We start from the raw sequence: 26,159 nt of genomic DNA on the forward strand, positions 1-26,159 counted from the left end.
TCTGCTCAGCGAGGATTTTAGTCCTATGCGGCTTGCCTGCTGGTTGCACCCCAGGCTATCTTTGTGGCATGAATCCTACTCAGCTGTCCGGCCAAGAGCCGTTTTTCATTGTGCTCAATACCGGTTCCGGCCGGGACGATGCGCAAGACGTTCAGGTGACCATCCAGCGGGTGCTCGATGAAGCCGGACGCCGTTATGAATTGATGCCTGTCGACGAGGGGGCCAAGCTGCCTGCTGTCGCGCAGCAAGCCGTCACACGCGCTCGCGAGCAGGGCGGCATCGTCGTGGCCGCGGGTGGCGATGGCACGTTAAGCGCGGTGGCTCAGGCCGTCATTGGCAGTGGATTGCCGTTCGGCATCCTGCCTCAGGGCACCTTCAACTATTTCGGTCGCACCTACGGGATTGCGCAGGACACTGAACTCGCCACGCGCTGCCTGCTGGCAGCGCAGCCCCAGCCGGTGCAGGTAGGCGTGGTCAATGGCCGTACGTTTCTCATCAACGCCAGCCTGGGCCTGTATCCCCAATTGCTTGAGGATCGCGAAGCCTACAAACAGCGCTATGGGCGCAGTCGCCTCGTGGCGGTGTGGTCCGCGTTGGTCACCCTGGCACGCGCGCACCGGCAATTGTCCCTGGTGCTGGAATACGAGGGACAAACCCGCAGGTTGCGTACGCCGACCATTGTGGTGGGCAATAACGCGCTGCAGCTCGAACAGATTGGCATTCCCGAGGTGGATGATCTGAATCGGGGCAAACTCGTCGCGATGGGATCCAAGCCCATTGGGACCTGGGGGCTCTATGGCCTTGTGCTGCGTGGCTGGCTCAGCCGCCTGGGAGAGGCCGAGCATGTCTTCAGCTTTGGCTTTGAAAAGCTGACCGTCCGTGTCGGGCGGCCCGGCCGGCGCGTCAAGGTTGCCCTGGACGGCGAAATATTTTGGATAGACACGCCACTGGAATTCAATGTCGCCGAGCAGCACCTGCATTTGCTGGTGCCGCCGCCTTCCATGCAGGCCGAGCGCGCCTGAACTTGCCGGAATATCAATGACGCGGATTCTGCAAATTTCCGACCCCCATTTTGGTACCGAAGTCGAACCCGTCGTGCAGGCGCTGCTGCACCTGTCGCATGACTTGCAACCGGATCTGGTGCTGCTCAGTGGCGACCTGACGCAACGGGCGCGGCGCAGTCAGTTTGCCGCCGTGCGCAGCTTTGTCCAGGCCCTGGAACGCCCTGTCCTGGCCGTACCGGGCAATCACGACATCCCATTGTTCAACGTGGTGGCGCGATTGCTCAATCCCTATGGCGGGTATCGTCGGGCGATGGGCGCGACGCTTGAGCCGGTGTTTGAAACACCGGGTCTGCTGGCGATTGGTGTGAATTCCACGCGGCCCACGCGGCATGAAAGAGGTCAGGTCGATGCGCACCAGATCACCCGTGTCGCGCAACGTCTGCGGCGGGCCCATCCGGATTGTTTACGGATCGTGGTGCTGCATCACCCCGTCAGAGCCGCCGTCGAGCATGATCGCAAGAATCTGCTGATCGGCCGAGAAAAGGCCGTTCCCGCCTGGGTGGAGGCTGGGGCTGATCTGATTCTGGGCGGGCACATCCATCTGCCCTACGTCATGCCGGCTTTAGGCGAGACCAGCCTGGCCAGCGCCTCGCTGCCTGTCGGGGAGATTCTCGAGGAGGGCGGGCTGGCCGAGGATGAAGCGCTCAGTGAGCGGCCGCCTGGAACACGGCAGGCCTGGGTGGTTCAGGCTGGCACGGCGTTGTCCCGCCGAGTGCGCGGGGGCATCCCGAACTCTGTCAACGTGATCGATCACGCCGTGGCGGCGGGCCGGCACGATTGCGCGATCCAGCGGTGGGACTATGACGAGGACAAGAAGGCATTCGACTGTGTTACTCGGCATGTCACGAGGTGGCGTCGATGACGGTTAAGTCGCGTACGGGTGTCCCGCAATGATGGTCGAGCCCTCCTGGTGGCGCGGATGGGTGCTGTGGCTCACGACTTATCCGTGGGCGGTTGTGTTCGGCGTGCCGGTGACCGCGGGCGTGCTCGTCGGGGCGGTCAGCGGGCCGTGCGGATTGCCATTCCGGTGGGGGTGGCGCCCGTTTTGGTTGGCGGTGTGCGGTGTTGGCGCCGGCGCATTTGTCATGCTGGCGCTGATGATGGTCCGGCAGGGCGGTCTTGCGAGTTTCGATCAGGCACTGGCTTCCGGGTTTGCAAGTTCATTGCCGGACGGGTTATTGCGGTGCCTGGCGCTATTTACCTCTTTGGGTAACCGGAACTGGCTGGCGCTGCTGGCGTGCGTGCTGGTGCTGGGGCTGCTGCTGCGGCGCGAGTGGCGTCTGGCGATGACCTGCGCCGTCGCCACGGGCGGCGCGGGGATGCTCACCCTTATCGTCAAGCACGCGCTCCAGCGAGCGCGGCCCGAGCATTTGCATGGCTATGCCGTGGAGGTCGGATGGAGTTTCCCCAGTGGCCACTCGGCGGGGTCCATGGCGGTGTACGGTTGTATCTGCCTCATCCTCGCGCGCCATCTGCCGGCCCCACAGCGGCGGCTTTGCCTGATTCTTGGGGCGATGCTGATCAGCGCCATAGGCGTCAGTCGCGTGTTGCTACAGGTTCATTACGCCAGCGATGTGATGGCGGGCTTTTCGCTGAGCCTGGCGTGGCTCGCGCTTTGTCTGGCGGTGGCAGGGCCGGGCGTTCTGGCGCGCGCGAATCCGGCCGCTGATACCCGGTTTAAACCCGCTAGGGAAAACGCGTAGACGGTGTGGCGCAGAACTGGCCGAGTGCAGTGGTTTGTTGCGGGATACCAACATCTGGACGGCCATTGATCTACTTTCTGACGGCAACCATAGCCAGTGCGAGGGATTTTTGATGCAATAGCGTCAACTTCCCTTCGCGGAGTTAGGGGGGCCTAGGTAATTCGCAACGTCCTGTGCCCTTGTCACTCATATCAACGGAGATTTCTTAAATGAAAAAGACTCTGCTCGCTGCCGCTCTGCTCGCTGGCTTCGCTGGCGTGGCCCAGGCAGAAACCTCGGTGACGCTGTACGGCATCATCGATACCGGTCTCGGCTACAACAAAATCAGCGGTGGCTCCAAGCACGGCATCGAAAACGGCAGCCGCTTTGGCATGATCAATGGCGTGCAAAATGGCTCGCGTTGGGGTCTGCGTGGCACCGAAGATCTGGGTGATGGTCTGCAAGCTGTTTTCCAACTGGAAAGCGGTTTCAACTCGGGTAACGGTCGCTCCGCTCAAGGTGGTCGTCTGTTCGGCCGTCAAGCTACCGTCGGTCTGCAAAGCGAAGCCTGGGGCCGTCTGGACCTGGGTCGCCAAACCAACATCGCTTCCAAGTACTTCGGTTCGATCGACCCGTTCGGCGCTGGCTTCGGTCAAGCCAACATCGGTATGGGCCTGAGCGCTGCCAACACCGTCCGCTACGACAACATGGTCATGTACCAAACCCCGTCGTTCAGCGGCTTCCAAGTTGGCGTTGGCTACGCGTTTGACGCTGTGTCGGAAAACGACTTCAAGACCAACAACAACACCCGTGCCATCACCGCCGGTATCCGCTACGTCAACGGTCCGCTGAACGTCGCTTTCGCGTACGACCAGCTGAACCCGGGCAGCGACACCACCGACGCCAACGTCAAGCCGCGTCAGTACTCGATCGGCGCGTCGTATGACTTCGAAGTTGTCAAGCTGGGCTTGGCTTATGCTCGCACGACCGACGGCTGGTTCAGCAGCATGGGCGTGAACGGCAACGACGAAATCAGCAGCGTCGGCTACGGCATGGAATTCGCCAACAACTTCAAGGCCAACTCGTACATGGTCGGCCTGAGCGCCCCGATCGGTGGTGCTTCGAAGCTGTTCGGTTCGTGGCAAATGGTTGATCCCAGCAACGACCGTCTGGCCGGCAAGGGATCGGGCGCTGACGAGAAGATGAACATCTTCTCGCTGGGCTACACCTACGACCTGTCCAAGCGTACCAACCTGTACGCTTACGGTTCGTACGCCAAGAACTACGCGTTCTACGACGATCTGAAGAGCACCGCTGTTGGTGTTGGTGTCCGTCACCGCTTCTAATCGATTGCGGGGCGCAAGCCTCGCTTGATATCGAGCGCGTGAGCGGGTTCGTGCCCGCTCGCCAAAAGCCACCTCTCGGGGTGGCTTTTTTCATGATCTTTACCTACTGCGCGGCACCCCTGGTATTACGATTTTGGTGTGGGGGGTTCAGCGGAGAGTCACCTTGCAAATGCTACAATCTGAAGGTTTGCGCATTTGACGGACGCCAAAGATGAACTTGGAACAGTATTTCCCCGTCCTGCTGTTTATTGTGGTTGCCACCCTGATCGGGTTTGCACTGCTGACGGCGGGTTCGCTGCTCGGGCCTCGTCGCCCTTATGCAGAAAAGCTTTCGCCGTATGAGTGCGGGTTCGAGGCCTTCGAAGACGCGCGGATGAAGTTCGATGTGCGCTATTACCTGGTCGCCATCCTGTTCATCCTGTTCGATCTCGAAATCGCGTTTTTGTTCCCGTGGGCGATCGCGCAAGGCACGGTTGGTCTCGTCGGTTTCTGGACGGTCATGGCCTTCCTGGCGATTCTGACGGTTGGCTTCATTTACGAATGGAAGAAGGGCGCGCTGGATTGGGAATAATCCCAGCCTTCCTGCACGCTTTCAGAGACAAATATGGCTATAGACGGCATCCTCAAGCAAGGTTTTATCACCACCAGTGCCGACAAGTTCCTGAACTGGGCAAAGACTGGCTCGATGTGGCCCATGACCTTTGGTCTGGCCTGTTGCGCCGTGGAGATGATGCACGCCGGTGCGGCGCGTTACGACCTTGACCAGTTCGGCATCATCTTCCGTCCCAGCCCCCGGCAGTCGGACTTGATGATTGTTGCTGGCACGCTGTGCAACAAAATGGCGCCTGCGCTGCGCAAGGTCTACGACCAGATGCCCGAGCCGCGTTGGGTAGTGTCCATGGGTTCGTGCGCCAACGGCGGTGGCTACTACCACTACTCGTATTCGGTGGTGCGCGGCTGTGATCGTATTGTGCCTGTCGACGTCTACGTGCCGGGCTGTCCGCCCACGGCCGAGGCCTTGGTCTACGGTCTGCTGCAAATGCAGAACAAGATCCGCCTGACCAACACTATTGCCCGCTGATCGCAGCCCGCCACGCAATAAGCGAGGCGGCGCCCGTCAGCATATCGGTTTACCTAAGCGACATGACGATGACCAGGCTCGAAACCCTGAAACATAACCTGCAGGCCGCGTTGGGGGCGGATATTGCCCTGACCGAAGCACTTGGCGAGCTCACGCTCGAAGTGCCGGCCGATCAATGGATCACGGTCTGCAACAAGCTGCGTACCGATAGCGGTCTGCGCTTTGAAACCTGTATCGACCTGTGCGGCGTGGATTACCTGAAATGGGGTAATGGCACCCGCCGGGAAACCCAGGAAGCCGCCGGCTCCGCCTCGGGTTCGCGCTTTGCCGTGGTGATTCATCTGCTTTCGGTCACCCACAACTGGCGTCTGCGCGTGCGTACGTACGCGCCGAACGAAGACCTGCCCATCGTTGCTTCGCTCATCGAGTGCTGGCCGAGCGTGAATTGGTACGAGCGCGAAGCGTTTGACCTCTTTGGTATCGTGTTTGAAGGCCACCCCGACCTGCGCCGCATCCTGACGGACTACGGCTTTATCGGTCATCCTTTCCGCAAAGACTTCCCCTTGTCGGGCAACGTCGAGATGCGTTACGACGCCGAGCAGCGGCGCGTGGTGTATCAGCCGGTCACCATCGAACCGCGCGAACTTACCCCGCGTGTCGTGCGCGAAGATTCCTACGGCATGGGGCGTTAAATCATGGCAGAAATTAAGAATTACACCCTGAACTTCGGCCCGCAGCACCCGGCCGCGCACGGTGTGTTGCGTCTGGTGCTGGAGCTCGACGGCGAAGTCATTCAGCGCGCCGACCCGCATATCGGGCTGTTGCACCGTGCCACGGAAAAGCTGGCCGAGCACAAGACCTATATCCAGGCGCTGCCCTACATGGACCGTCTGGATTACGTGTCCATGATGTGCAACGAGCACGCCTATTGCATGGCGATCGAGAAGCTCCTGGGCATCGAAGCCCCGCTGCGCGCGCAGTACATCCGGGTGATGTTCGACGAGATCACTCGTATCTTGAACCACCTGATGTCGCTGGGTTCGCACGCGCTGGACGTGGGCGCGATGGCGGTGTTCCTGTACGCCTTCCGCGAACGCGAAGACCTGATGGACTGCTACGAAGCCGTCTCGGGTGCTCGCATGCACGCGGCGTACTACCGTCCGGGTGGCGTGTATCGCGATCTGCCCGACACGATGGCGCAGTTCGGTGGCGAAAACAAATACCGTAGCGAAAAAGAGCTGCGTCGCATGAACGAAGCGCGCTCGGGTTCGCTGCTGGACTTCATCGAGGACTTCACCAACCGGTTCCCCGCTTGCGTGGACGAGTACGAAACCCTGCTGACCGACAACCGGATCTGGAAACAGCGTCTGGTCGGTATCGGTGTGGTCGATCCCGATCGCGCCAAGGCGCTGGGCTTTACCGGCCCGATGCTGCGTGGCTCGGGTGTGGCGTGGGATCTGCGCAAGATGCAGCCCTACGAGGTGTACGATCTGGTCGATTTCGACGTGCCGGTTGGCGTGAACGGCGACTGCTACGACCGCTATCTGGTGCGTGTGGCCGAGATGCGCGAGAGCAACCGCATCATCCGTCAGTGCGTCGAGTGGCTGCGCAACAACCCCGGCCCGGTGATGATCGAAAACCACAAGGTCGCACCGCCCAGCCGTACCGCCATGAAGTCCAACATGGAAGAGCTGATTCACCATTTCAAGCTCTTCACTGAAGGTTTCCACGTTCCGCCGGGCGAGGCGTATGCCTCCGTCGAACATCCGAAAGGCGAGTTCGGCATTTATCTGGTGTCTGACGGCGCCAATAAACCCTATCGCCTGAAGATTCGGGCGCCAGGATTTGCCCATTTGCAATCGCTCGATGAGATGTCGCGCGGTCACATGATCGCTGACGCCGTCACTATCATCGGTACGCAGGATATCGTTTTCGGCGAGATCGATCGCTGAACCCTCAGCACGACCGCCCCGCATAACCCGGATTCAAACTATGCTGCTTTCCGCACAGGCCTATCAGAAAATCGATCGGGAACTTGCCAAGTTCCCGGGCGACCAGCGCCAGTCGGCCATCATGGCTTCGCTTGCTATCGCGCAAGAAGAAAAGGGCTGGCTCCCCCCCGAGGTGCTCGAAGATGTGGCCAACTACATCGGCGTGCCGCCCATCGCGGTGCAGGAAGTCGCCACGTTCTACAACATGTTCGACACCCGGCCCGTTGGCAAGCACAAGATCTCTGTGTGCACCAACTTGCCCTGTGCCCTGCGCGACGGCGAAAAAGCCGGCGACTTCTTAAAGCGCAAGCTGGGTATCGAGTTTAGTGAGACCACCCCCGACGGCCTGTTTACCCTGGTCGAAGGCGAGTGCATGGGCGCCTGCGGCGATTCGCCCGTGCTGCTGGTCAACAACAAACATATGTGCGTGCGTATGACTGAAGAAAAGCTCGACGCATTGGTGAAAGACCTGAAATCGCTCGGCGCACAAGGAGAGTCGGCATGAACGCGCCCGATCTGTACTCACGATTCGCTCAGGGTCTGGACCCCAACCCGTTAAACGATCTGTCCAACTCCATGTGTCTGCACGGCCGTCATATCACGCCGCAGATCATGGCGGATGTGGATGGCGCGAACTGGCATTTGCAGGACTACGTCAAGCGCGGCGGCTACGAAGCCCTGCGCAAGATCCTGACCACGGGCATGAAGCCCGAGGACGTGATCGCCGAGGTCAAGGCCTCGGGTCTGCGCGGCCGTGGCGGCGCGGGCTTCCCGACCGGCTTGAAGTGGAGCTTCATGCCGCGCGCGTTCCCCGGTCAGAAGTATCTGGTCTGCAACTCGGACGAGGGTGAACCGGGTACGTTCAAAGACCGCGACATTCTGCGTTTTAACCCGCATATCGTGATCGAAGGCATGGCCATCGCGGCCTATGCCATGGGCATCAGCGTGGGTTACAACTACATCCACGGCGAAATCTTCGAGGTGTATCAACGCTTCGAAGAAGCCCTGGAAGAAGCGCGCGCCGCAGGCTTCCTGGGTGACAAGATCCTGGGTTCGGATTTCAGCTTCCAACTGCATGCGTTCCACGGTTACGGCGCCTATATCTGCGGCGAAGAAACCGCGCTGCTCGAATCGCTGGAAGGCAAAAAAGGCCAGCCGCGCTTCAAGCCGCCGTTCCCGGCGAGCTTCGGTCTGTACGGCAAGCCCACGACGATCAACAACACCGAGACCTTCGCGGCGGTGCCTTGGATCATCCGCAATGGTGGCCAGGCCTACCTCGAAGTCGGCAAACCGAACAACGGCGGCACCAAGCTGTTTTCGATTTCCGGTGATGTCGAGCGTCCCGGCAACTACGAGATCCCCCTGGGCACGCCGTTCCCGAAGCTCCTCGAGCTGGCCGGCGGCATGCGCGGTGGCAAGAAGCTCAAGGCCGTGATCCCTGGTGGATCGAGCGCCCCGGTTCTGCCCGCCGACATCATGATGGACACCACCATGGATTACGACTCGATCGCGAAAGCCGGGTCCATGTTGGGTTCGGGCGCGGTCATCGTCATGGACGAGACGCGCTGCATGGTGAAGTCGCTGCTGCGCTTGTCGTACTTCTATTACGAGGAAAGCTGCGGTCAGTGCACGCCGTGCCGCGAAGGCACGGGCTGGTTGTACCGCATGGTGCATCGTATCGAGCACGGTCAAGGTCGACCGGAAGACCTGGATATGCTGGACAACGTCGCCGGCAACATCATGGGTCGCACGATTTGCGCTCTGGGTGACGCGGCCGCTATGCCGGTCCGTGGTTTTCTCAAGCATTATCGCGACGAATTCGCGCACCACATCGAGCACAAGTCGTGTGTGGTCCCGCAATATCTGTAGGTCTCAGGAACAGCAATGGTTGAATTAACCGTCGACGGCAAACAGGTCGAAGTCCCCGAGGGCAGCATGGTGATGCATGCGGCCCAGAAGATCGGCCTGTATGTGCCCCATTTCTGCTACCACAAGAAACTGTCCATCGCGGCGAACTGCCGCATGTGCCTGGTTGAAGTGGAAAAAGCGCCCAAGGCGCTGCCCGCCTGCGCAACGCCGGCTACCAATGGCATGGTGGTTCACACCTGCTCGGAAAAAGCCAAGGCCGCGCAGAAGTCGGTCATGGAGTTTCTGCTCATCAACCACCCGCTCGATTGCCCGATCTGTGATCAGGGCGGCGAGTGCCAGCTGCAGGATCTGGCGGTGGGCTATGGCGGTTCCTCCTCGCGTTATCGCGAAGAAAAGCGCGTGGTATTCCACAAAGATCTCGGCCCGCTGGTTTCGGCCGAGGAAATGACGCGCTGCATTCACTGCACCCGCTGCGTGCGTTTCGGTCAGGAAATCGCCGGCGTGATGGAGCTGGGTATGCTCAATCGCGGCGAACACTCCGAAATCACGACCTTCGTGGGCCGTTCGATCGAGTCGGAACTGTCCGGCAACATGATCGATCTCTGTCCCGTAGGCGCCCTGACCTCCAAGCCGTTCCGTTACTCGGCGCGGACCTGGGAGTTGGCCCGTCGCCGTACGGTCAGCCCGCATGACAGCCTGGGCGCCAACTTGATCGTTCAGGTCAAGGGTGACCGCGTCATGCGCGTGGTGCCGTTCGAAGACGAATCGATCAACGAATGCTGGATCAGCGACCGCGATCGTTTCTCGTACGAAGGCCTCAATAGCGAAGACCGTCTGACCGTGCCGATGATCAAGGGCACCGATGGCAAGTGGCAGCAAGCCTCCTGGGCCGATGCGCTGCAAGCCGTGGCGCAAGGTCTGTCGCGCGTGAAAAACAGCCACGGTGCCGGTCAAATCGGCGCGTTGGCTGCCGAATACGCGACCACCGAAGAATTCGCGCTGCTGGGCCGTCTGGTTCGCGCGCTGGGCTCGGAAAACATCGACTTCCGTCTGCGTCAGACCGATCCGAATTTCGACGCCGCGCTCACGGGCGCGCCGTGGCTGGGCATGCCGATCGCCGATCTGGACAAGGTCGATCGCGTGCTGGTCGTGGGTTCGTTCCTGCGCAAGGACCACCCGCTGATGGCGCAACGTCTGCGTCAGGCCACCAAGCGTGGCACGCAAGTGATGATGATCGACAGCTCGGCGGATGATCCGCTGATGCCGGTGGCTGCCCGTATCACGGTGGCTCCCTCGCAGCTGGCAACGGCGCTGGCGCAAGTCGCGGTGGCCCTGGCTCAAGCCAAGGATCAAACCGTTCCGGCCGAGTTCGCGACTGTCATCCCTGACGAGACCGCCAAGCAAATCGCCGCGAGCCTCGTGTCCGGCACCAACGCCGCGGTGCTGATCGGTAACATGGCTATTGCTGCACCCGACGCCTCGATCTTGGCCGCCAACGCGCGTCATATCGCTGACGTGACGGGTGCCCGTTTTGGTTTCCTGACCGCCGGTGGTAACACCGTGGGTGGTTACCTGGCTGGCGCCGTGCCGGGGCAGGGTGGCAAGACCGCCGCTGCCATGCTGGCCGAGCCGCTGAAGGCCTACATCGTTCTGCACGCCGAGCCGGCTCTGGACGCTGACAACGGTCCCCAAGCCGTCGCCGCGTTGCGCGCCGCCGAGTTTGCCGTGGCATTGACGCCGTACGCGTCGTCCGCGCAAGACTGGGCGGATGTGATGTTGCCCGTGTCGCCGTTTACCGAAACGTCGGGTACGTTTGTCAACGCACAAGGTCTGGCGCAAAGCTTCAAGGGCACGGTTCCGCCGGTGGGCGAAACCCGTCCGGCCTGGAAGGTCCTGCGTGTGTTGGGCAACGTGCTGCAATTGGCCGGCTTCGACGACGAGACTTCCGAGTCGGTGCGTGACACGGCCCTGGCCGGCGGCATCGAAAGCCGTCTGTCCAACGAGATCAAGGCCGCTCGTGGTCTGGGTCGCGCGGCTGCCGGTCTGGAGCGCGTCGCCGATGTGCCCATCTACCGTACCGACGCCATCGTGCGCCGTTCCGGGCCGCTGCAAGCCACCCCGGCTTCGAAGGCTCCGACGGCACGCATCAACGGCAAGACCTTGTCGGCCCTGAACCTGACGGCGGGCGACAAAGTCCGTGTGTCGGGCGCCGGCGGCTCGGTCGAGCTGGTCGCGGTGCAGGATGATGCCGTCGCCGAGCGCGCAGTGCGTATTTCGGCGGGCTTTGAGCAAACGGCCGCCCTGGGCGGTGCGTTCGGTGAAATCAGCGTGGAGCGTGCCTGACAATGGAATGGCTCAATACTCTTGAAAGCCACGGTCAGGCCTTGCTGGGCCCGACTGGTTGGCTGGTGATCTGGACGATTATCAAGATCGTCGTGATTGCGGTGCCCATCATTCTGTGTGTGGCGTACCTGACGTACTGGGAACGCAAGATGATCGGCTGGATGCACGTGCGTCTGGGCCCGACTCGTGTGGGTTTCCGGGGCTTGCTGCAGCCGTTCGCGGACGTGTTCAAGCTGCTGACCAAAGAAGTCGTGGTGCCGACGCAGGCGAACAAAGTTCTGTTCGTCGTGGCGCCGGTCGTTACGCTGATGCCGGCCTTGGCGGCCTGGGCCGTCGTGCCCTTTGGTCCCGAAGTCGTCCTGGCCAATGTCAACGCAGGTTTGCTGTACGTGATGGCCATCACCTCGATCGGGGTGTATGGCGTGATCGTGGCGGGCTGGGCGTCGAACTCCAAGTACGCCTTCCTGGGCGCGCTGCGCGCCTCCGCGCAGATGGTGTCGTACGAGCTGGCCATCGGCTTCGTGCTGGTGACCGTGCTGCTGGTTTCGGGCAGCCTGAACATGTCGGAAATCGTCATGGGTCAGTCGCGCGGCTGGTTTGCCGAGCGGGGTCTGACGTTCCTGTCGTGGAACTGGCTGCCGCTCTTGCCGCTCTTCGTGATCTATGTGATCTCGGCCGTTGCGGAAACCAACCGTCACCCGTTCGACGTGGTCGAAGGCGAATCGGAAATCGTGGCCGGCCACATGGTCGAATACTCCGGTATGGCATTTGCCCTGTTCTTCCTGGGTGAGTACGCCAACATGATTCTGCTGTCGGCGATGGCCTCGATCATGTTCCTGGGCGGCTGGATGCCTCCGGTGGACGTGGCGCCGCTGACCTGGGTCCCGGGCTGGCTCTGGCTGGGTCTGAAGACTTTCTGCGTGGTGTCGTTGTTCGTGTGGTTCCGCGCGTCGTTCCCGCGTTACCGCTATGACCAGATCATGCGGTTGGGCTGGAAAATTTTCATCCCGCTGACCGGTGTGTGGCTGGTGGTGGTGGCGATCTGGATGCAGACGCCCTGGAACATTTGGCGTTAAGGCGTCAAGCTGAGGCAGGATATGGAAGCGATCAAAGATTTCTTCGGCAGCCTGATGCTAGCCGAGTTGCTCAAGGGCATGCGCCTGACGGGCAAGTACTTTTTCAAACGCAAGGTCACGTTGCGCTATCCCATGGAAAAGACGCCCACGTCGGCGCGTTTCCGTGGTTTGCACGCGCTGCGTCGCTATCCCAATGGCGAAGAACGCTGTATCGCATGCAAGCTGTGCGAAGCAGTCTGTCCCGCCATGGCGATCACGATCGATTCGGACGTGCGTGAGGACGGCACCCGCCGCACCACGCGCTACGACATCGATCTGACCAAGTGCATTTTCTGCGGCTTCTGTGAGGAAAGCTGCCCCGTGGATTCGATCGTGGAAACCCACGTTCTCGATTACCACGGTGAAAAGCGCGGCGACCTGTATTTCACCAAAGACATGCTGCTCGCCGTCGGCGACCGCTACGAAGCCGAAATCGCCCGCCGCCGGGCCGAAGACGCGCCATACCGTTGACGCCTAAGGTCTGACTCATGACTTTTACTACTGTATTGTTCTACATACTGTCGGCGGTTCTCGTGATCGCGGCATTCCGCGTCATCACCGCGCGCAGCCCGGTGACCGCCGTTCTGCACCTGATCCTCGCGTTCGCCAATGCGGCGATGCTGTGGATGTTGCTCGGTGCGGAATTCCTCGCACTCCTGCTCGTGCTGGTGTACGTCGGCGCGGTGATGGTGTTGTTCCTGTTCGTGGTGATGATGCTCGATATCCGTATCGACAGCATGCGCCGCGGGCTGAAGACCTATCTGCCGCTGGGCCTGGTGATCGGATTGGTGCTGGTGCTCGAGATGTCTTTCGTGCTGGCCACCACCTGGTCGGATGTCGGCCCGCAAGTCGCCGCCGCCGGTGACTACAACAATAGCCGCGTCCTGGGCGAAGTGATGTACACCCAATACGTGTACGCCATCGAAGTCGGTGCCGCGCTGCTGTTGGTGGGCATGATCGCCGCCATCTCGCTCACGCTGCGTCGCCGCCGCGATGCCAAGTACAACGATCCCGCCGCCGCTGTGCGCGTGCGTGCGAAAGACCGTTTCCGTCTGGTCAGCATGCCTGCCCAGAGCGATCGCGCGATGGGTCGGACCGCTACGCCTGCCGACGGCGCTCAAGGAGAAAAACAATGACGTTGACGCTGCCTCACTTTCTGGTGCTTGGGGCGATCCTGTTCGCGATCGGCATCTTTGGCATTTTCCTGAACCGCCGCAATCTGATCATTCTGTTGATGTCCATCGAGCTGGTGCTCCTGGCCGTCAATATGAACTTCGTGGCGTTTTCCAGCTGGTTTGGCGACACCGCCGGCCAGGTGTTCGTGTTCTTCATCCTGACGGTTGCCGCTGCTGAGGCCGCCATCGGGTTGGCGATTCTGGTGCTGTTGTTCCGTAACCTGAACACGATCAACGTTGACGATCTCGATCGCCTGAAGGGCTAACGGGGTATTGGAAGAAAATGTCTAGTTCACCCAATCTGTACTTGCTGATCGCGCTGGCGCCGCTGGCGGGCGCGATCCTCGCCGGGCTCTTCGGCACGGGCTTCCTGGGGCGTCCTATTGGCCGCCGCGGGGCGCACATCATCACGATTCTCGGCGTTCTGATCTCCGCGATCGGATCGGTGATCGTGCTGCGCGATGTTCTGAACGGTCATACGTTCGATGGCGCTGTCTACACCTGGAGCCTGATCGGCCAGACCAAGCTGGAAATCGGTTTCCTGATCGATCCGCTGTCGGCCATGATGATGGTGGTGGTCACCTCCGTGTCGCTGATGGTGCACATCTACACCATTGGCTACATGGCCGATGATCCTGGCTATCAGCGCTTTTTCGCCTATATCTCGCTGTTTACCTTCTCGATGTTGATGCTGGTCATGTCCAACAACATGGTTCAGCTGTTCTTCGGTTGGGAAGCCGTGGGTCTGGTGTCGTATCTGCTGATCGGTTTCTGGTACACCCGTCCGACCGCGATCTTCGCCAATATGAAGGCATTCCTGATCAACCGTGTCGGTGACTTCGGTTTCGTGCTCGGTATTGGTTTGCTGTTTGCCTACACCGGCACGATGCACTATGCCGGTGTGTTCGAACAAGCCGACAAGCTCGCCGGTCTGACCCTGCCGGGTTCGGACTGGATGCTGCTGACCGTGGCATGTATCTGCCTGTTCATCGGTGCCATGGGTAAATCGGCCCAGGTGCCGCTGCATGCATGGCTGCCCGATTCGATGGAAGGCCCGACCCCCATCTCGGCGCTGATTCACGCGGCGACCATGGTGACGGCCGGTATCTTCATGGTGGCGCGTTTCTCGCCGCTGTTTGAACTGTCCGATACGGCGTTGTCCTTCATCATCGTCATCGGTGCCATCGGCGCGTTGTTCCTCGGTATCCTCGGCATCATCCAGAACGACATTAAGCGCGTGGTGGCTTACTCCACGTTGTCGCAGCTGGGTTACATGACCGTCGCGCTGGGCGCCTCGGCTTACTCGGTCGCGATCTTCCACCTGATGACGCACGCCTTCTTCAAGGCACTGCTGTTCTTGGGTGCGGGTTCGGTGATCATCGGTATGCACCATGACCAGGACATCCGCAACATGGGTGGTCTGCGCAAGTACATGCCGATTACCTGGATCACGTTCCTGATCGGTACGCTGGCGCTGGTGGGCACGCCGTTCTTCTCGGGTTTCTATTCCAAGGAAAACGTCATCGAGGCCGCTGGCCAGGCTCAGGTCTGGGGCGCTTCGTTCGCCTACTATGCGACGCTGATCGGTGTCTTCGTGACCTCGTTGTATTCGTTCCGCCTGTACTTCCTGGTGTTCCACGGTAAAGAGCGCTTCGACGCATCGGGCGATCATGGCCACGGTCATGGCGCGGACGATCATGGTCACGGTGCTGACGACCATGGGCATCATGGCGGCACGCCGCACGAGTCGCCTTGGGTGGTGACCCTGCCGCTCGTGTTGCTGGCTATTCCCTCGATCTTCGTGGGTGCCTGGGTGGTCGAGCCCATGCTGTTTGGCGGATTCTTCGAAGGCGTCATCCAAGTGTTGCCGAAGCACCCGTCCATGCAAGAACTGCAAGACCATTGGCATGGTTGGGTTGCATATGGCCTGCACGCGTTCCAAACGCTGCCGTTCTGGTTGGTGGTCGCGGGCGCCGTGGTGTCCTGGTATTGCTACCTGATCAATCCCAAGGTCCCGGCCAAGATCAAGTCCAGCCTGTCCGGTGTGAACAAAGTGCTCGAGAACAAGTACTTTGTCGATTGGATCAACGAGCAAGTGATTGCTCGCGGTGCGCGTTGCCTGGGCCGTGGCCTGTGGCAAGCCGGCGACCGGGGCTTGATCGATGGTCTTTTGGTCAACGGTAGCGCGCGCGTCGTGGGCTGGGTGGCTGCGGTGAGCCGTCACCTGCAATCCGGCTACATCTATCACTACGCGTTCGCAATGATCATCGGCATCATGGCTCTGATTACTTTCTTTGTGCTGATTCCCCAATGATGGCAAGCGACATGGCATCCAACACTTTTCCCTGGCTAACGCTTGCGATCTTCGTACCGATCGTATTCGGCCTGCTGGTGCTGGCCGTGGGCCGCGATGAGCGGCCCGGGCTGACCCGGGGCTTGTCCCTGATTGGCGCGATCGCGGGCTTTCTGGTCACGATTCCGCTCTATACCGGGTTTGATTCCTCGACCGCTGCGATGCAGTTCGTCGAGAAAGCCCCCTGGATCGAAGCGTTCAACGTCAACTACCACCTCGGTATTGACGGCATCTCGATGTGGTTCGTTCTGCTGACCGCCTTCATCACCATCATCGTGGTGCTGGCGGGCTGGGAAGTCATCACGAGCCGCGTGTCGCAATACATGGCCGCCTTCCTGATTCTGTCGGGCTTGATGGTCGGTGTGTTCGTGGCGCTCGACGGCATGCTGTTCTACGTGTTCTTCGAAGCAACTCTGATCCCGATGTACATCATCGTCGGTGTCTGGGGTGGCCCGAATCGCGTGTATGCGGCATTCAAGTTCTTCCTCTACACCCTGATGGGCTCGCTGCTCACGCTGGTCGCGTTCATCTATCTGTGGAATGCATCGGGCGGTTCGTTCGACATCCTGACCTGGCACCAGGTCAAGCTGGGCTATACGCCGCAGATCCTGATCTTCATCGCGCTCTTGGCGGCGTTCGCCGTGAAGGTGCCGATGTGGCCGGTCCACACGTGGTTGCCGGACGCCCACGTGGAAGCGCCAACCGGCGGTTCCATCGTGCTGGCCGCGATCATGCTGAAGCTCGGCGCCTATGGCTTCCTGCGCTTCTCGCTGCCGATCACACCCGACGCCTCGCATAGCCTGGCCGGTCTGATGATCGCTCTGTCGCTGATCGCCGTGATCTACATTGGTCTGGTGGCGATCGTTCAGGACGATATGAAGAAACTGGTGGCGTACTCGTCCGTGGCGCACATGGGCTTTGTCACCCTGGGCTTCTTTATCTTCAACACCGCCGGTGTCGAAGGCGCGATCGTTCAGATGATCTCGCACGGTTTCGTGTCGGGCGCGATGTTTATGTGTATCGGCGTGCTGTATGACCGCATGCACTCGCGCAAGATCGCTGACTACGGTGGCGTGATCAATGTCATGCCGCGTTTCGTGACGTTCTTTGTGCTGTTCTCGATGGCCAACAGCGGCCTGCCGGCCACCAGCGGTTTCGTGGGCGAGTTCATGGTCATCATGGGCGCGGTCGAGCACAATTTCTGGATCGGTCTGCTGGCTGCAACGGCGCTGATTCTGGGTGCGTCGTATTCGCTGTGGATGGTCAAGCGCGTGGCCTTTGGCGATATCGCCAACGACCATGTGCGTGAACTCACCGACATCAATCGCCGCGAATTCCTGATTCTTGGCGTGATGGCGATTGCAGTGTTGTACATGGGTATCTATCCCAAGCCCTTTACCGACGTCATGCACGTCTCGGTCGAGGCCCTGCTGCAACATGTGGCCATCTCGAAACTGTAAGACTGAATCATGATGCAATCTCACATTGATTTCGCTCTGGCTACGCCTGAGATTCTGTTGCTGATCTTCGGCCTGGCGATTTTGCTGGTCGATGCGTTCAGCGCGAGCCCGGATCGCAAGCCTACGTTCATCCTGACGCTATTGGCGTTGGGCGTGTTGACCGTTGTGTCCGCCGTGCAGTGGAATGACGGCTCGGTGGGCCGTACGTTCGACGGCATGTACGTAGCCGACAATCTGGCCCATCTGCTCAAGATCGCGTCCTACATCGCCGTGGCCGCCACCTTGGTGTATGGCCGCGTTTATGCGCAAGCCCGCGACATGCTGCGCAGCGGCGAGCTTTATGTGCTCACGCTCATGGCGCTGCTGGGCCAGATGGTGATGATCTCGGCCGGTAACCTGATCAGCGTCTACCTGGGTCTGGAGCTGATGTCTCTGGCCCTCTATGCCCTGATCGCCCTGCGCCGCGACGACGTCGTCGCTACCGAATCGGCCATGAAGTACTTCGTGCTGGGTGCGTTGGCTTCGGGTTTCCTGCTGTATGGCATGTCGATGATGTACGGCGCCACCGGCCATCTGGATATCGCTGAAATTTCCAAGGTCATCTCGGCGGGTAACCAAGCCAACATGGCGCTGGTCTTCGGCGTGGTGTTCCTGGTGGCTGGCCTGGCGTTCAAACTGGGCGCCGTGCCGTTCCACATGTGGGTGCCCGACGTCTACCAAGGTTCGCCCACGGCCGTGACGCTGATCCTGGGCGCCGCGCCCAAGCTGGCTGCCTTTGCCATCACGCTGCGTCTGTTGGTCGAGGGCCTGCATGGTCTGGCCGCCGACTGGCAGCCGATGCTGATGATCCTGGCCGTGCTGTCCCTGGCCATCGGCAACCTGACCGCCATCGTGCAGACGAACTTCAAGCGCATGCTGGCGTACTCGACTATCTCGCATGTGGGCTTTGTGCTGCTGGGCCTGATGTCGGGCGTGGTCGCTGGCAAGCCCGACGCGTCGGCGCAAGCCTACGGCGCCGCGCTCTTCTACATGTTGATCTATGTGCTGACCACGTTGGCGACGTTTGGCATGGTGTTGCTGCTGTCGCGCAAGGGCTTCGAGTGCGAGCAGATCGATGACCTCAAGGGCCTGAACCGCCGCAGCCCGTGGCACGCCGCCTTGCTGCTGCTGTTGATGTTCTCGCTGACGGGCATCCCGCCGATGGTCGGTTTCTACGCCAAGCTGGCTGTGCTGCAGGTGCTGGTCGAAGCCGGTCACGTGTGGCTCGCCGTGGTTGCAGTGCTGTTCTCGTTGATTGGCGCCTTCTACTACCTGCGTGTGGTCAAGGTCGTCTACTTCGACGAGCCGGCCGCCGATGCCCCCAAGATCGAAGCCGGTAGTGGCCACTGCGCGCTGTTGTCGCTCAATAGCGGTCTGATCCTGTTGCTGGGTATCCTGCCCGGCGGCCTGATGGCGCTGTGCGTGCACGCCATCCAAACCTCGCTGGGCCTGTAAGGCTCACGTCGGGGATGCACAAGGCAGTCACCGCGCCGAACGTCCCGAGGGCCTGGCCATGAGCCAGACCCTCGCCGTCTGGTTGTGGATTGCCTTGGCGCTCATCAGTGCGAATCTCCCGTTTCTGACCGAGCGCCTTTTTCTCATACTGCCCTGGAAACAGGGCAGTGTCGCAAAGCCGTTCTGGCTGCGCTTGCTGGAACTCCTGTTGTACTACGCTGTGGTGATGTTCCTGGGATTTGCTTTTGAAGCGGCCCTGGGCAATCCGTTTGCACAGCGTTGGGAGTTCTACGCCATCACATTCAGTCTCTATCTGGTGTTGGGATATCCGGGCTTTGTGTTCCGGTATTTGTTCAAGCGCCATCCCGTGGCACCTTAGGCGCAACACCCACCCCGTACCTTGCGTGGATATGCCGCGTAGGCGGCCTGCACGTTTCGAGGCGGGATCCGAACGGCTTACAGAGCGTTCGGCTCGTCAGCCTTCGCGACAATCTCGGTATAAGACTCTTGCAGGAATGCGGCAAAGCTTTGTGCTGCGCTACTCAGCGGCGTTTGGCGCGAGCGCAGGATGCCGTAGTTACGGGTGAGCGAAATATCCGCCACATGCAGGGTGCTTCTACGCGTTTTCGCGTTGATCTGCGCCATGGACTCCGGCAGGAATGCCAGACCATTGCCGGCGTCAACCATGCCGAGCAGCGTGGTTAAATTCGCCACAGTGCGGATGGAAGACAGGCGTAGCTCACGCTTGACCGCTTCCGTCATGAGCTGATCGCGGATCGGCTTGTAGCGCTCCAGCGTCATCAAGGGATATGACACGAGCAGGTCCAAGGACAGGTGCTCGGTGTTGGCCAGTTCATGGGTCGAGGGCAATACCAATACCATCGACTCCTGGGCCAGCTGGTGAAAGTCGTAGCGAGTCTCTCCGCTGTCAATCGAGGTAATGGCGAGGTCTGCTTCGCCAGCATCGACGCTTGCCAGGACGTCCTCATATTGGCGGTCCAGCACTTCTAGCTGAATGTTCGGGTGCCGGTCGGCGAACGCCCGGATCAACGGGGGCAGCACCACGGCGGCAATGCCTGGCGTGGCGGCGACCACGACCCGATTGCGTAATGAAAGCGCCTCTGCATGAAAGTCGCGTATCAGAAGGCGCATGCCACGCAGCACTTTCTCGGCTTCCTCGCGCAGGCGAACGCCGTGGGGCGAGAGATGAACGCTTCTAGTCGTGCGTATGAGTAAGGGCACGCGCATCATGGCTTCCAGTCGTTGAATGCGACTGGTCACCGAAGGCTGGGAGATACATAGCCGGCGCGCGGCCAATGTGAAGTTTTCAAGGTCCGCCACGGCGAGAAAGGTTTCGAGGTCAACGAGGTCAAACCGAATCGTCGGATGCTCGTCCTGCACTTCCGGGCGTTCGGGTTTAACGGCCATGAGTCCTCCTTCTAGCGCGGCAAGACGATTTAGGCTTCGAACCAGTTCAGCACGCCGTCCAAGCCCGCCACATTCAGCGCGTAGGGCGTTTGCTGACGGACGATGGGTTTTGCGCGATATGCCACCGCATAGCGCGCATAGCCCAGCATCTTGAGATCGTTCGCGCCATCGCCGATCGCGATAATCTGGTCCGCCGTGGCGCCAAGGGCCTTCGCGAATGCCTGCAGATGCGTCAGCTTGGCTTGTGCGTCGAGGATGTCGCCCAGCACCTTGCCCGTGAGTACACCGTCTTTGATCTCCAGGGTGTTGGCGTGTGCGCTGTCCAGGTTCAATCGCTGGCGCAGCCGTTCCGTGAAAAAGGTGAATCCGCCAGACACGAGCAACACTTTGATGCCCGCCGCCTGCGCGGTGGAAATCAGCTGTTCCGCGCCGGGATTCAGACGCAGCTTTTCCGTATACACCTTTTCGAGGGCGGATGCGGGCGTGCCTTCCAGCAAGGCGACGCGACGGCGCAGGCTCTCGGAGAAGTCCTTGATTTCACCGCGCATGGCGGCTTCGGTGATTTCCGCGACCTTCGGTTTGACGCCGGCCACGCCCGCGATCTCATCAATGCACTCGATGTTGATCAGCGTGGAGTCCATGTCCATTGCCAGGACCTTGCATTGCGACAAGCGCGCGCCGGCCGGAACAAAAGCCGTGTCCACGCCGTGCTGCTCGCCCCACTGGGTCACCTGTGCGCGCGTCTCGTTGTCTTGCGCGACATCTAACAGGCGTGCCGCGGTGGCGCTCAGGTGAACCACACCCTGCGCTTGCGCCAGCGCCGCGACTTGTTCGATTTGGGCGGCGGCCAGGGCAGGGGACTGAATGACGAGATGGATGGTGGACATGGTGTTAATCAGTACGGTGGCGTCGCCGGGACGGCGACGCCAAAAATAGGGGATAGTGCAGCTGCGACCGCCTACGTTGTGTGTTCCATCGGCGAGTCGCTATCGCGGCCTTAAGTCAATGAACGCAGCACAGCGCGTATCGCGTCGGCGCGGGTGGAAACCTTCACGACGGTGAACTCGATGCGCAGCTTGTCTTGGCCCGCAAGTTTAATGTGCCGTTGCTTTTGCACCAACTCGATGATGCGCGCCGGATCCACCGTCGTCTTCGGTCCAAACTGAATCAACGCCTGGCTCTCGCTGGCGTCGATCTTGATGACGCCCAGTGGTTGCGCGGCGAGTCTCAATCGATGCGTGGTCAGCAGCGCCTGAGCCGCTTCAGGCAGCTTGCCAAAGCGGTCGATGAGTTCCTCCTGAATTTGAATCAGATCGTCCTCATCCTTGGCATGCGACAGGCGTTTATAGATCGCCAACCGCGCATGTACGTCGGGGCAGTAATCCGAGGGCAACAGCGCCGGTGTGTGCAGGTTCACCTCGCAGGCGAGGTTAAACGGTGCATCCAGATCGGGTTCTTCGCCCGCCTTGAGTGCGCGCACGGCTTCATTGAGCATCTCGTTGTACATCGAGAAGCCGATTTCCTGGATATTTCCCGACTGCGATTCACCCAAGACCTCGCCCGTGCCGCGGATCTCCAGATCGTGCATGGCCAGATAAAAGCCCGATCCGAGTTCCTCCATCGCCTGAATCGCCTCCAGGCGTTTCTTCGCATTCGACGTGATGGCGTCTTCGCCCGGCGTGAGCAAATACGCATAAGCCTGGTGGTGCGAGCGACCGACCCGACCGCGCAGCTGGTGCAGCTGCGCCAGACCAAAGCGGTCCGCCCGGTGAATCACAATAGTATTGGCACTGGGCACGTCGATACCGGTCTCGATGATGGTGGTGCACAACAGCACGTTAAAGCGCTGCTGATAAAAGCCCTTCATCACCTGTTCCAGTTCGCGCTCGGGCATCTGTCCGTGCGCCACCGCGATGCGAGCCTCGGGGACGAGTTCTTCGAGCCGCGCACGGCGGTTATGGATGGTCTCGACCTCGTTATGCAGGAAATACGCCTGCCCACCGCGCTTCAGTTCGCGCAGGATGGCCTCGCGAATTGTGCTGCCGTCTTCGCGTCGCACAAATGTCTTGATGGCCAGCCGTTTCTGCGGTGCCGTTGCGATGACAGAAAAATCGCGGATGCCTTCGAGCGACATGCCCAACGTACGCGGGATCGGCGTGGCCGTCAGCGTCAGCACATCGACCTCGGCGCGCAGGGCCTTCAAGGCCTCTTTCTGGCGTACTCCAAAGCGATGCTCTTCGTCGATGATGACCAGACCAAGGCGTTTAAATCGCACGTCCTTGGACAGGATCTTGTGTGTGCCGATCACGATGTCGACTCGCCCGTCATTGATGCCGGTAATGGCTTCGGCGACTTCCTTCGAGGAGCGGAAACGCGAAAGCTCGACCACGCGCACCGGCCAGTCGGCAAACCGGTCGGCAAAGGTTTGCGCATGTTGTTCGGCCAGCAGCGTGGTGGGGCATAGCAGGGCGACTTGCTTGCCATTGGCCACAGCCAGAAACGCCGCGCGCAAGGCGACTTCCGTTTTTCCGAAGCCCACATCGCCGCAGACCAACCGATCCATCGGCCGGCCCGAGGTCATGTCGCTGATGACGGCTTGAATCGCGGCGGCCTGATCGGCGGTTTCTTCGAATCCGAAGCCCTCTGCGAATGCCTCGTAGTCGTTGATCGGCAAGTTAAAGGTATATCCCTCGCGCGCCGCGCGTTGGGCATACAGCTCCAGCAGTTCCGCAGCCGTATCGCGCACCTGACGCGCTGCCTTGCGACGCGCTTTATCCCATTGGCCGGTGCCGAGTTGATGCAAGGGGGCAGCTTCCGGGTCCGCGCCGCTATAACGCGCGATGACATGCAACTGAGACACGGGCACATAGAGCGTGCTGCCATTGGCATATTCGAGATGCAGAAACTCCATCTCGCCATCGCCCATGTCCATGCTGATCAGGCCGCGATAACGCCCGATGCCATGCTGGGCGTGCACCACCGGATCGCCCTCGCGCAGCTCGGACAGATCGCGCACCATGGCCTCGACGTCGCTCGCACCTTCTTGTGCGCGCCGGCCGCGTCGAGGCGCCCCGGCGTTACCGGGATACAGGTCGTTTTCGGTGAGGAACAGCACCTCGGCCGAAGGCAGCCCAAAGCCCGCCGTCAGTGGCGCCGCCAGCAATGCGAACGAAGACTGCGAGGCAAGAAAATCTTGGACAGAGTCGGGCTGCGCTTCCGGTGGCAGATCGAACTCGTTGAGCATCTGCACCAGCGTCTCGCGCCGCCCGGCCGAATCGGCGCACAGCAACACGCGCGATTCGCCGCGCTTCAATAGCGCACGCAAGCGAGCGACAGGATCCTCGGCGCGCCGGCTGACACTGACATCGGGCGCGCGAGTGAAGTCGGGATGAGACGCGGCCTCGGTCAAGGCCAGACGCGGAAATGCTTTGAACCGCGCGTGCAGCGCCTCGCTATCGAGAAACAGCGTGGCCGGCGGCAGCACGGGGCGTTCGCGATCGCTCTTTAAAAAGTTGTAGCGGCTGCTCGTATCGTGGCTAAAGCGTTGAACGGCATCGTCGATATCGCCCAGCGTGACCGTGATGGCCTCCTGCGGCAGATAATCGAATAGCGTTGCAGTCTCATCAAAGAACAGCGGCAGGTAATACTCGATCCCCGCGAACGCGATGCCGTTACCGACGTCCTTGTACGGCAGGGCGCGCGAAGGGTCGCCTTCGAAGACCTCGCGAAAACGCGCACGGAACCGATTACGCGCTTCTTCATCCATCGGGAATTCGCGTCCTGGCAACAGCTGGACTTCCCGCACCGGATACAGGCTGCGCTGCGTGTCGACGTCGAAAGCGCGGATGGACTCGATCTCGTCATCGAACAGATCCAGCCGATAGGGCACCGCCGAACCCATGGGAAACAAATCGATCAGGCCGCCGCGCAGACAAAATTCACCAGGCGCCGTGACCTGCGTCACATGCGAATAATTGGCCAACGTCAGCTGCGCGCGTAGCGCGGCTTCGTCCAGACGGTCTTTCTGTTTGAACGAGAAGGTGTAGGCGGCCAAAAACGAGGGCGGAGCCACTCGGTATAAAGCCGTCGTCACAGGCACGAGCAGAACATCTACCGTACGCTGCATGAGCGCGTGCAACGTTTCCAGCCGCTCTGAAACCAGATCCTGATGCGGCGAAAACGCGTCGTAGGGCAGGGTTTCCCAATCGGGCAGTTGCCTGACGCGCAGTCCTGGCGCGAATAAAGGAATCTCGTCGGCGAGGCGCTGCGCTTCTAACGGCGCGGCCGTCAAGACGACGAGGGGACGCCCACTATGGCGAGCAAGATCTCCCAGCAACCAGGCATCGGCCGATCCCGGAGGACGCGGTTGCGCATAGCGCGCGCCGGGTTTGAGGGCGGACAGCGTGGCAGCCGTGGCGGGAATACGCGGGGCCGCGTCGAGGAATGAGGAATCAGGCATCAGGCTGATGATTATAAAATCTCCCGGCCATGACTGAATCTCTAATTGCAATCGTCCCCGCCGCAGGGGTGGGCCAGCGTGCCACGCGCGCGGGGGACCCGGCTGTGCCCAAGCAATATCGCCTGTTGGCGGGTGAGCCGATGCTGCGCCACGCCGTCCGGGCGTTATTGGCTGACCCTCGCATTGCTCGCGTGTTCGTCGCGGTTTCCGAGGGGGATCCTTGGGCCGAGGCGGCGTTGGCGGGTTTACCGCGCACCGAGTGTCGGTCTTGTGGTGGGCCGACTCGGGCGGACACCGTCATGGCGGCGCTTGGGGCCTGCGGTGCGCGCGATAGCGCTTGGGTGTTGGTTCACGATGCGGCGCGACCGGGGTTGCCGGCTGAGGCGCTGGGGCGGTTAATCGACGCCTGCTTGCCTGACGCCGTGGGAGGGCTATTGGCGCAGCCGGTGGCGGACACGGTGAAATCCAGCCGCAGCGCCGAGCAGGGTAGCGCGACCAGGGAGACGTCGGTTGCGCGGGTGCGTGCGACGGTGGACCGCGACGGCTTATGGCTGGCGCAGACGCCACAGATGTTTCGGGCAGGGCAGTTGCGTCAGGCGCTGGCCTACGCGCAGGCGAACGGGGTCAGCGTGACGGATGAGGCGTCTGCGATCGAGGCGAGCGGTCATTCGCCGTTACTGGTGCCGGGGTCGGTCCGTAATTTCAAGGTGACCTGGCCGGACGATTTTGAATTAATGGAAAAATGGCTGTAAGGGCCGGGAGAGTTTGATGAGTTTCCCTTTTCGCGTGGGTCAGGGGTTTGATGTCCATGCTCTGGTGACGGGCCGGCCATTGATTATTGGCGGCGTGACGATTCCTCATACGCACGGGTTGCAAGGGCATTCCGACGCGGACGTGCTGCTGCATGCGGTGACGGATGCCTTATTGGGCGCGGCGGGGTTGGGGGATATCGGGCGGCATTTTCCGGATACCGACCCGGCGTATCGGGGGGCGGATAGTCGCGTGCTTTTACGCGATGCGGTGGCGAAGGTTCGTGCGGCCGGCTGGGTGCCTGTGAATATCGACGCTACCGTGCATGCTCAGGCGCCTAAGATCGGGCCGCATGCGGTGGCGATGGTGGCGAATATTGCTGCGGATGTTGGCATTGATGCGGGGGATGTGAACGTCAAGGCCAAGACGAATGAGCATTTGGGGTATCTGGGGCGTAAGGAAGGGATTGCGGCTACGGTTGTGGCTTTGCTTGCTCGTCAGGGGTGATGGGTCTGGAAATGGGCGGGGGTTGGGGCTCGGTTATTGAAG

General features: G+C 60.9%; 24 protein-coding genes. 21 read left to right on the forward strand and 3 right to left on the reverse strand.

Annotation, left to right across the window (positions count from 1 at the left end; all coding sequences use genetic code 11):
• Positions 1–68: 68 nt before the first annotated feature.
• From GOQ28_RS11965 to GOQ28_RS12055, 19 genes are all read left to right on the forward strand, one after another.
• A complete protein-coding gene (locus tag GOQ28_RS11965) occupies positions 69–1,022 on the forward strand; it encodes a diacylglycerol/lipid kinase family protein (RefSeq protein ID WP_160356609.1) in 954 nt (317 codons plus the stop codon).
• Between the two features lie 16 nt (positions 1,023–1,038).
• Complete coding sequence (locus GOQ28_RS11970) at positions 1,039–1,926, forward strand: metallophosphoesterase family protein (RefSeq protein ID WP_160356610.1); 888 nt, start codon at positions 1,039–1,041, stop codon at positions 1,924–1,926.
• Positions 1,927–1,954: 28 nt separating this feature from the next.
• Positions 1,955–2,767: a phosphatase PAP2 family protein gene (locus GOQ28_RS11975; protein ID WP_236844318.1), complete on the forward strand. Its 813-nt coding sequence runs from the start codon at positions 1,955–1,957 to the stop codon at positions 2,765–2,767.
• A gap of 209 nt (positions 2,768–2,976) precedes the next feature.
• Complete coding sequence (locus GOQ28_RS11980) at positions 2,977–4,092, forward strand: porin (RefSeq protein WP_160356611.1); 1,116 nt, start codon at positions 2,977–2,979, stop codon at positions 4,090–4,092.
• 211 nt (positions 4,093–4,303) lie between these two features.
• On the forward strand, positions 4,304–4,663 hold the full coding sequence (locus GOQ28_RS11985) for an NADH-quinone oxidoreductase subunit A (RefSeq protein ID WP_160351453.1): 360 nt from the start codon (positions 4,304–4,306) through the stop codon (positions 4,661–4,663).
• A 33-nt stretch (positions 4,664–4,696) separates the two neighbouring features.
• Entirely contained in the window at positions 4,697–5,173 is a 477-nt protein-coding gene (locus GOQ28_RS11990; protein WP_006217960.1) for a NuoB/complex I 20 kDa subunit family protein, read from the forward strand.
• 62 nt (positions 5,174–5,235) lie between these two features.
• The gene (locus GOQ28_RS11995; protein WP_160351454.1) at positions 5,236–5,865 is read left to right on the forward strand and encodes an NADH-quinone oxidoreductase subunit C; all 630 of its coding nucleotides are present in this window, start codon (positions 5,236–5,238) and stop codon (positions 5,863–5,865) included.
• Positions 5,866–5,868: 3 nt separating this feature from the next.
• Positions 5,869–7,125: an NADH-quinone oxidoreductase subunit D gene (locus tag GOQ28_RS12000; RefSeq protein ID WP_160356612.1), complete on the forward strand. Its 1,257-nt coding sequence runs from the start codon at positions 5,869–5,871 to the stop codon at positions 7,123–7,125.
• 40 nt (positions 7,126–7,165) lie between these two features.
• Positions 7,166–7,669, forward strand: coding sequence for an NADH-quinone oxidoreductase subunit NuoE (gene nuoE / locus GOQ28_RS12005; RefSeq protein WP_160351456.1), 504 nt, complete (start codon positions 7,166–7,168; stop codon positions 7,667–7,669).
• Entirely contained in the window at positions 7,666–9,033 is a 1,368-nt protein-coding gene (gene nuoF, locus GOQ28_RS12010; RefSeq protein WP_160351457.1) for an NADH-quinone oxidoreductase subunit NuoF, read from the forward strand. The genes nuoE and nuoF overlap by 4 nt, the downstream gene beginning before the upstream one ends.
• Before the next feature lie 15 nt (positions 9,034–9,048).
• Complete coding sequence (nuoG, locus tag GOQ28_RS12015) at positions 9,049–11,376, forward strand: NADH-quinone oxidoreductase subunit NuoG (RefSeq protein ID WP_160351458.1); 2,328 nt, start codon at positions 9,049–9,051, stop codon at positions 11,374–11,376.
• A 2-nt stretch (positions 11,377–11,378) separates the two neighbouring features.
• A complete protein-coding gene (gene nuoH, locus GOQ28_RS12020; protein ID WP_160351459.1) occupies positions 11,379–12,452 on the forward strand; it encodes an NADH-quinone oxidoreductase subunit NuoH in 1,074 nt (357 codons plus the stop codon).
• A gap of 21 nt (positions 12,453–12,473) precedes the next feature.
• On the forward strand, positions 12,474–12,962 hold the full coding sequence (gene nuoI, locus GOQ28_RS12025) for an NADH-quinone oxidoreductase subunit NuoI (RefSeq protein ID WP_160351460.1): 489 nt from the start codon (positions 12,474–12,476) through the stop codon (positions 12,960–12,962).
• A gap of 17 nt (positions 12,963–12,979) precedes the next feature.
• On the forward strand, positions 12,980–13,627 hold the full coding sequence (locus GOQ28_RS12030) for an NADH-quinone oxidoreductase subunit J (RefSeq protein ID WP_160351461.1): 648 nt from the start codon (positions 12,980–12,982) through the stop codon (positions 13,625–13,627).
• Positions 13,624–13,932 (forward strand): NADH-quinone oxidoreductase subunit NuoK, encoded by a 309-nt coding sequence (gene nuoK, locus GOQ28_RS12035; RefSeq protein WP_160351462.1) that lies wholly within the window; start codon positions 13,624–13,626, stop codon positions 13,930–13,932. Before GOQ28_RS12030 ends, nuoK begins: the two co-directional genes overlap by 4 nt.
• A gap of 17 nt (positions 13,933–13,949) precedes the next feature.
• Positions 13,950–15,980: an NADH-quinone oxidoreductase subunit L gene (gene nuoL / locus GOQ28_RS12040; protein ID WP_160351463.1), complete on the forward strand. Its 2,031-nt coding sequence runs from the start codon at positions 13,950–13,952 to the stop codon at positions 15,978–15,980.
• A complete protein-coding gene (locus GOQ28_RS12045; RefSeq protein ID WP_160351464.1) occupies positions 15,977–17,479 on the forward strand; it encodes an NADH-quinone oxidoreductase subunit M in 1,503 nt (500 codons plus the stop codon). Before nuoL ends, GOQ28_RS12045 begins: the two co-directional genes overlap by 4 nt.
• Positions 17,480–17,488: 9 nt before the next feature.
• Positions 17,489–18,973: an NADH-quinone oxidoreductase subunit NuoN gene (gene nuoN, locus GOQ28_RS12050; RefSeq protein WP_160356613.1), complete on the forward strand. Its 1,485-nt coding sequence runs from the start codon at positions 17,489–17,491 to the stop codon at positions 18,971–18,973.
• Between the two features lie 58 nt (positions 18,974–19,031).
• Complete coding sequence (locus GOQ28_RS12055) at positions 19,032–19,352, forward strand: DUF2818 family protein (RefSeq protein WP_160356614.1); 321 nt, start codon at positions 19,032–19,034, stop codon at positions 19,350–19,352.
• Positions 19,353–19,429: 77 nt separating this feature from the next.
• Here GOQ28_RS12055 and GOQ28_RS12060 read toward each other — a convergent pair whose 3' ends face one another.
• The 3 genes from GOQ28_RS12060 to mfd all read right to left on the reverse strand — a co-directional run bounded on the left by GOQ28_RS12060 (position 19,430) and on the right by mfd (position 24,860).
• Positions 19,430–20,401 (reverse strand): LysR family transcriptional regulator, encoded by a 972-nt coding sequence (locus GOQ28_RS12060; RefSeq protein WP_160356615.1) that lies wholly within the window; start codon positions 20,399–20,401, stop codon positions 19,430–19,432.
• 29 nt (positions 20,402–20,430) lie between these two features.
• Positions 20,431–21,288 (reverse strand): phosphoserine phosphatase SerB, encoded by an 858-nt coding sequence (serB, locus tag GOQ28_RS12065; protein ID WP_160356616.1) that lies wholly within the window; start codon positions 21,286–21,288, stop codon positions 20,431–20,433.
• A 110-nt stretch (positions 21,289–21,398) separates the two neighbouring features.
• Entirely contained in the window at positions 21,399–24,860 is a 3,462-nt protein-coding gene (gene mfd, locus GOQ28_RS12070; RefSeq protein WP_160351475.1) for a transcription-repair coupling factor, read from the reverse strand.
• A 29-nt stretch (positions 24,861–24,889) separates the two neighbouring features.
• Here mfd and ispD point away from each other — a divergent pair, with 29 nt between their 5' ends.
• On the forward strand, positions 24,890–25,612 hold the full coding sequence (gene ispD, locus GOQ28_RS12075) for a 2-C-methyl-D-erythritol 4-phosphate cytidylyltransferase (protein WP_160351476.1): 723 nt from the start codon (positions 24,890–24,892) through the stop codon (positions 25,610–25,612).
• A gap of 16 nt (positions 25,613–25,628) precedes the next feature.
• Positions 25,629–26,117 (forward strand): 2-C-methyl-D-erythritol 2,4-cyclodiphosphate synthase, encoded by a 489-nt coding sequence (gene ispF, locus GOQ28_RS12080; protein ID WP_160351477.1) that lies wholly within the window; start codon positions 25,629–25,631, stop codon positions 26,115–26,117.
• Positions 26,118–26,159 lie beyond the last annotated feature (42 nt).

The sequence above is a fragment of the Bordetella sp. 02P26C-1 genome (assembly GCF_009763255.1).
Taxonomy (GTDB): domain Bacteria; phylum Pseudomonadota; class Gammaproteobacteria; order Burkholderiales; family Burkholderiaceae_B; genus Bordetella_A.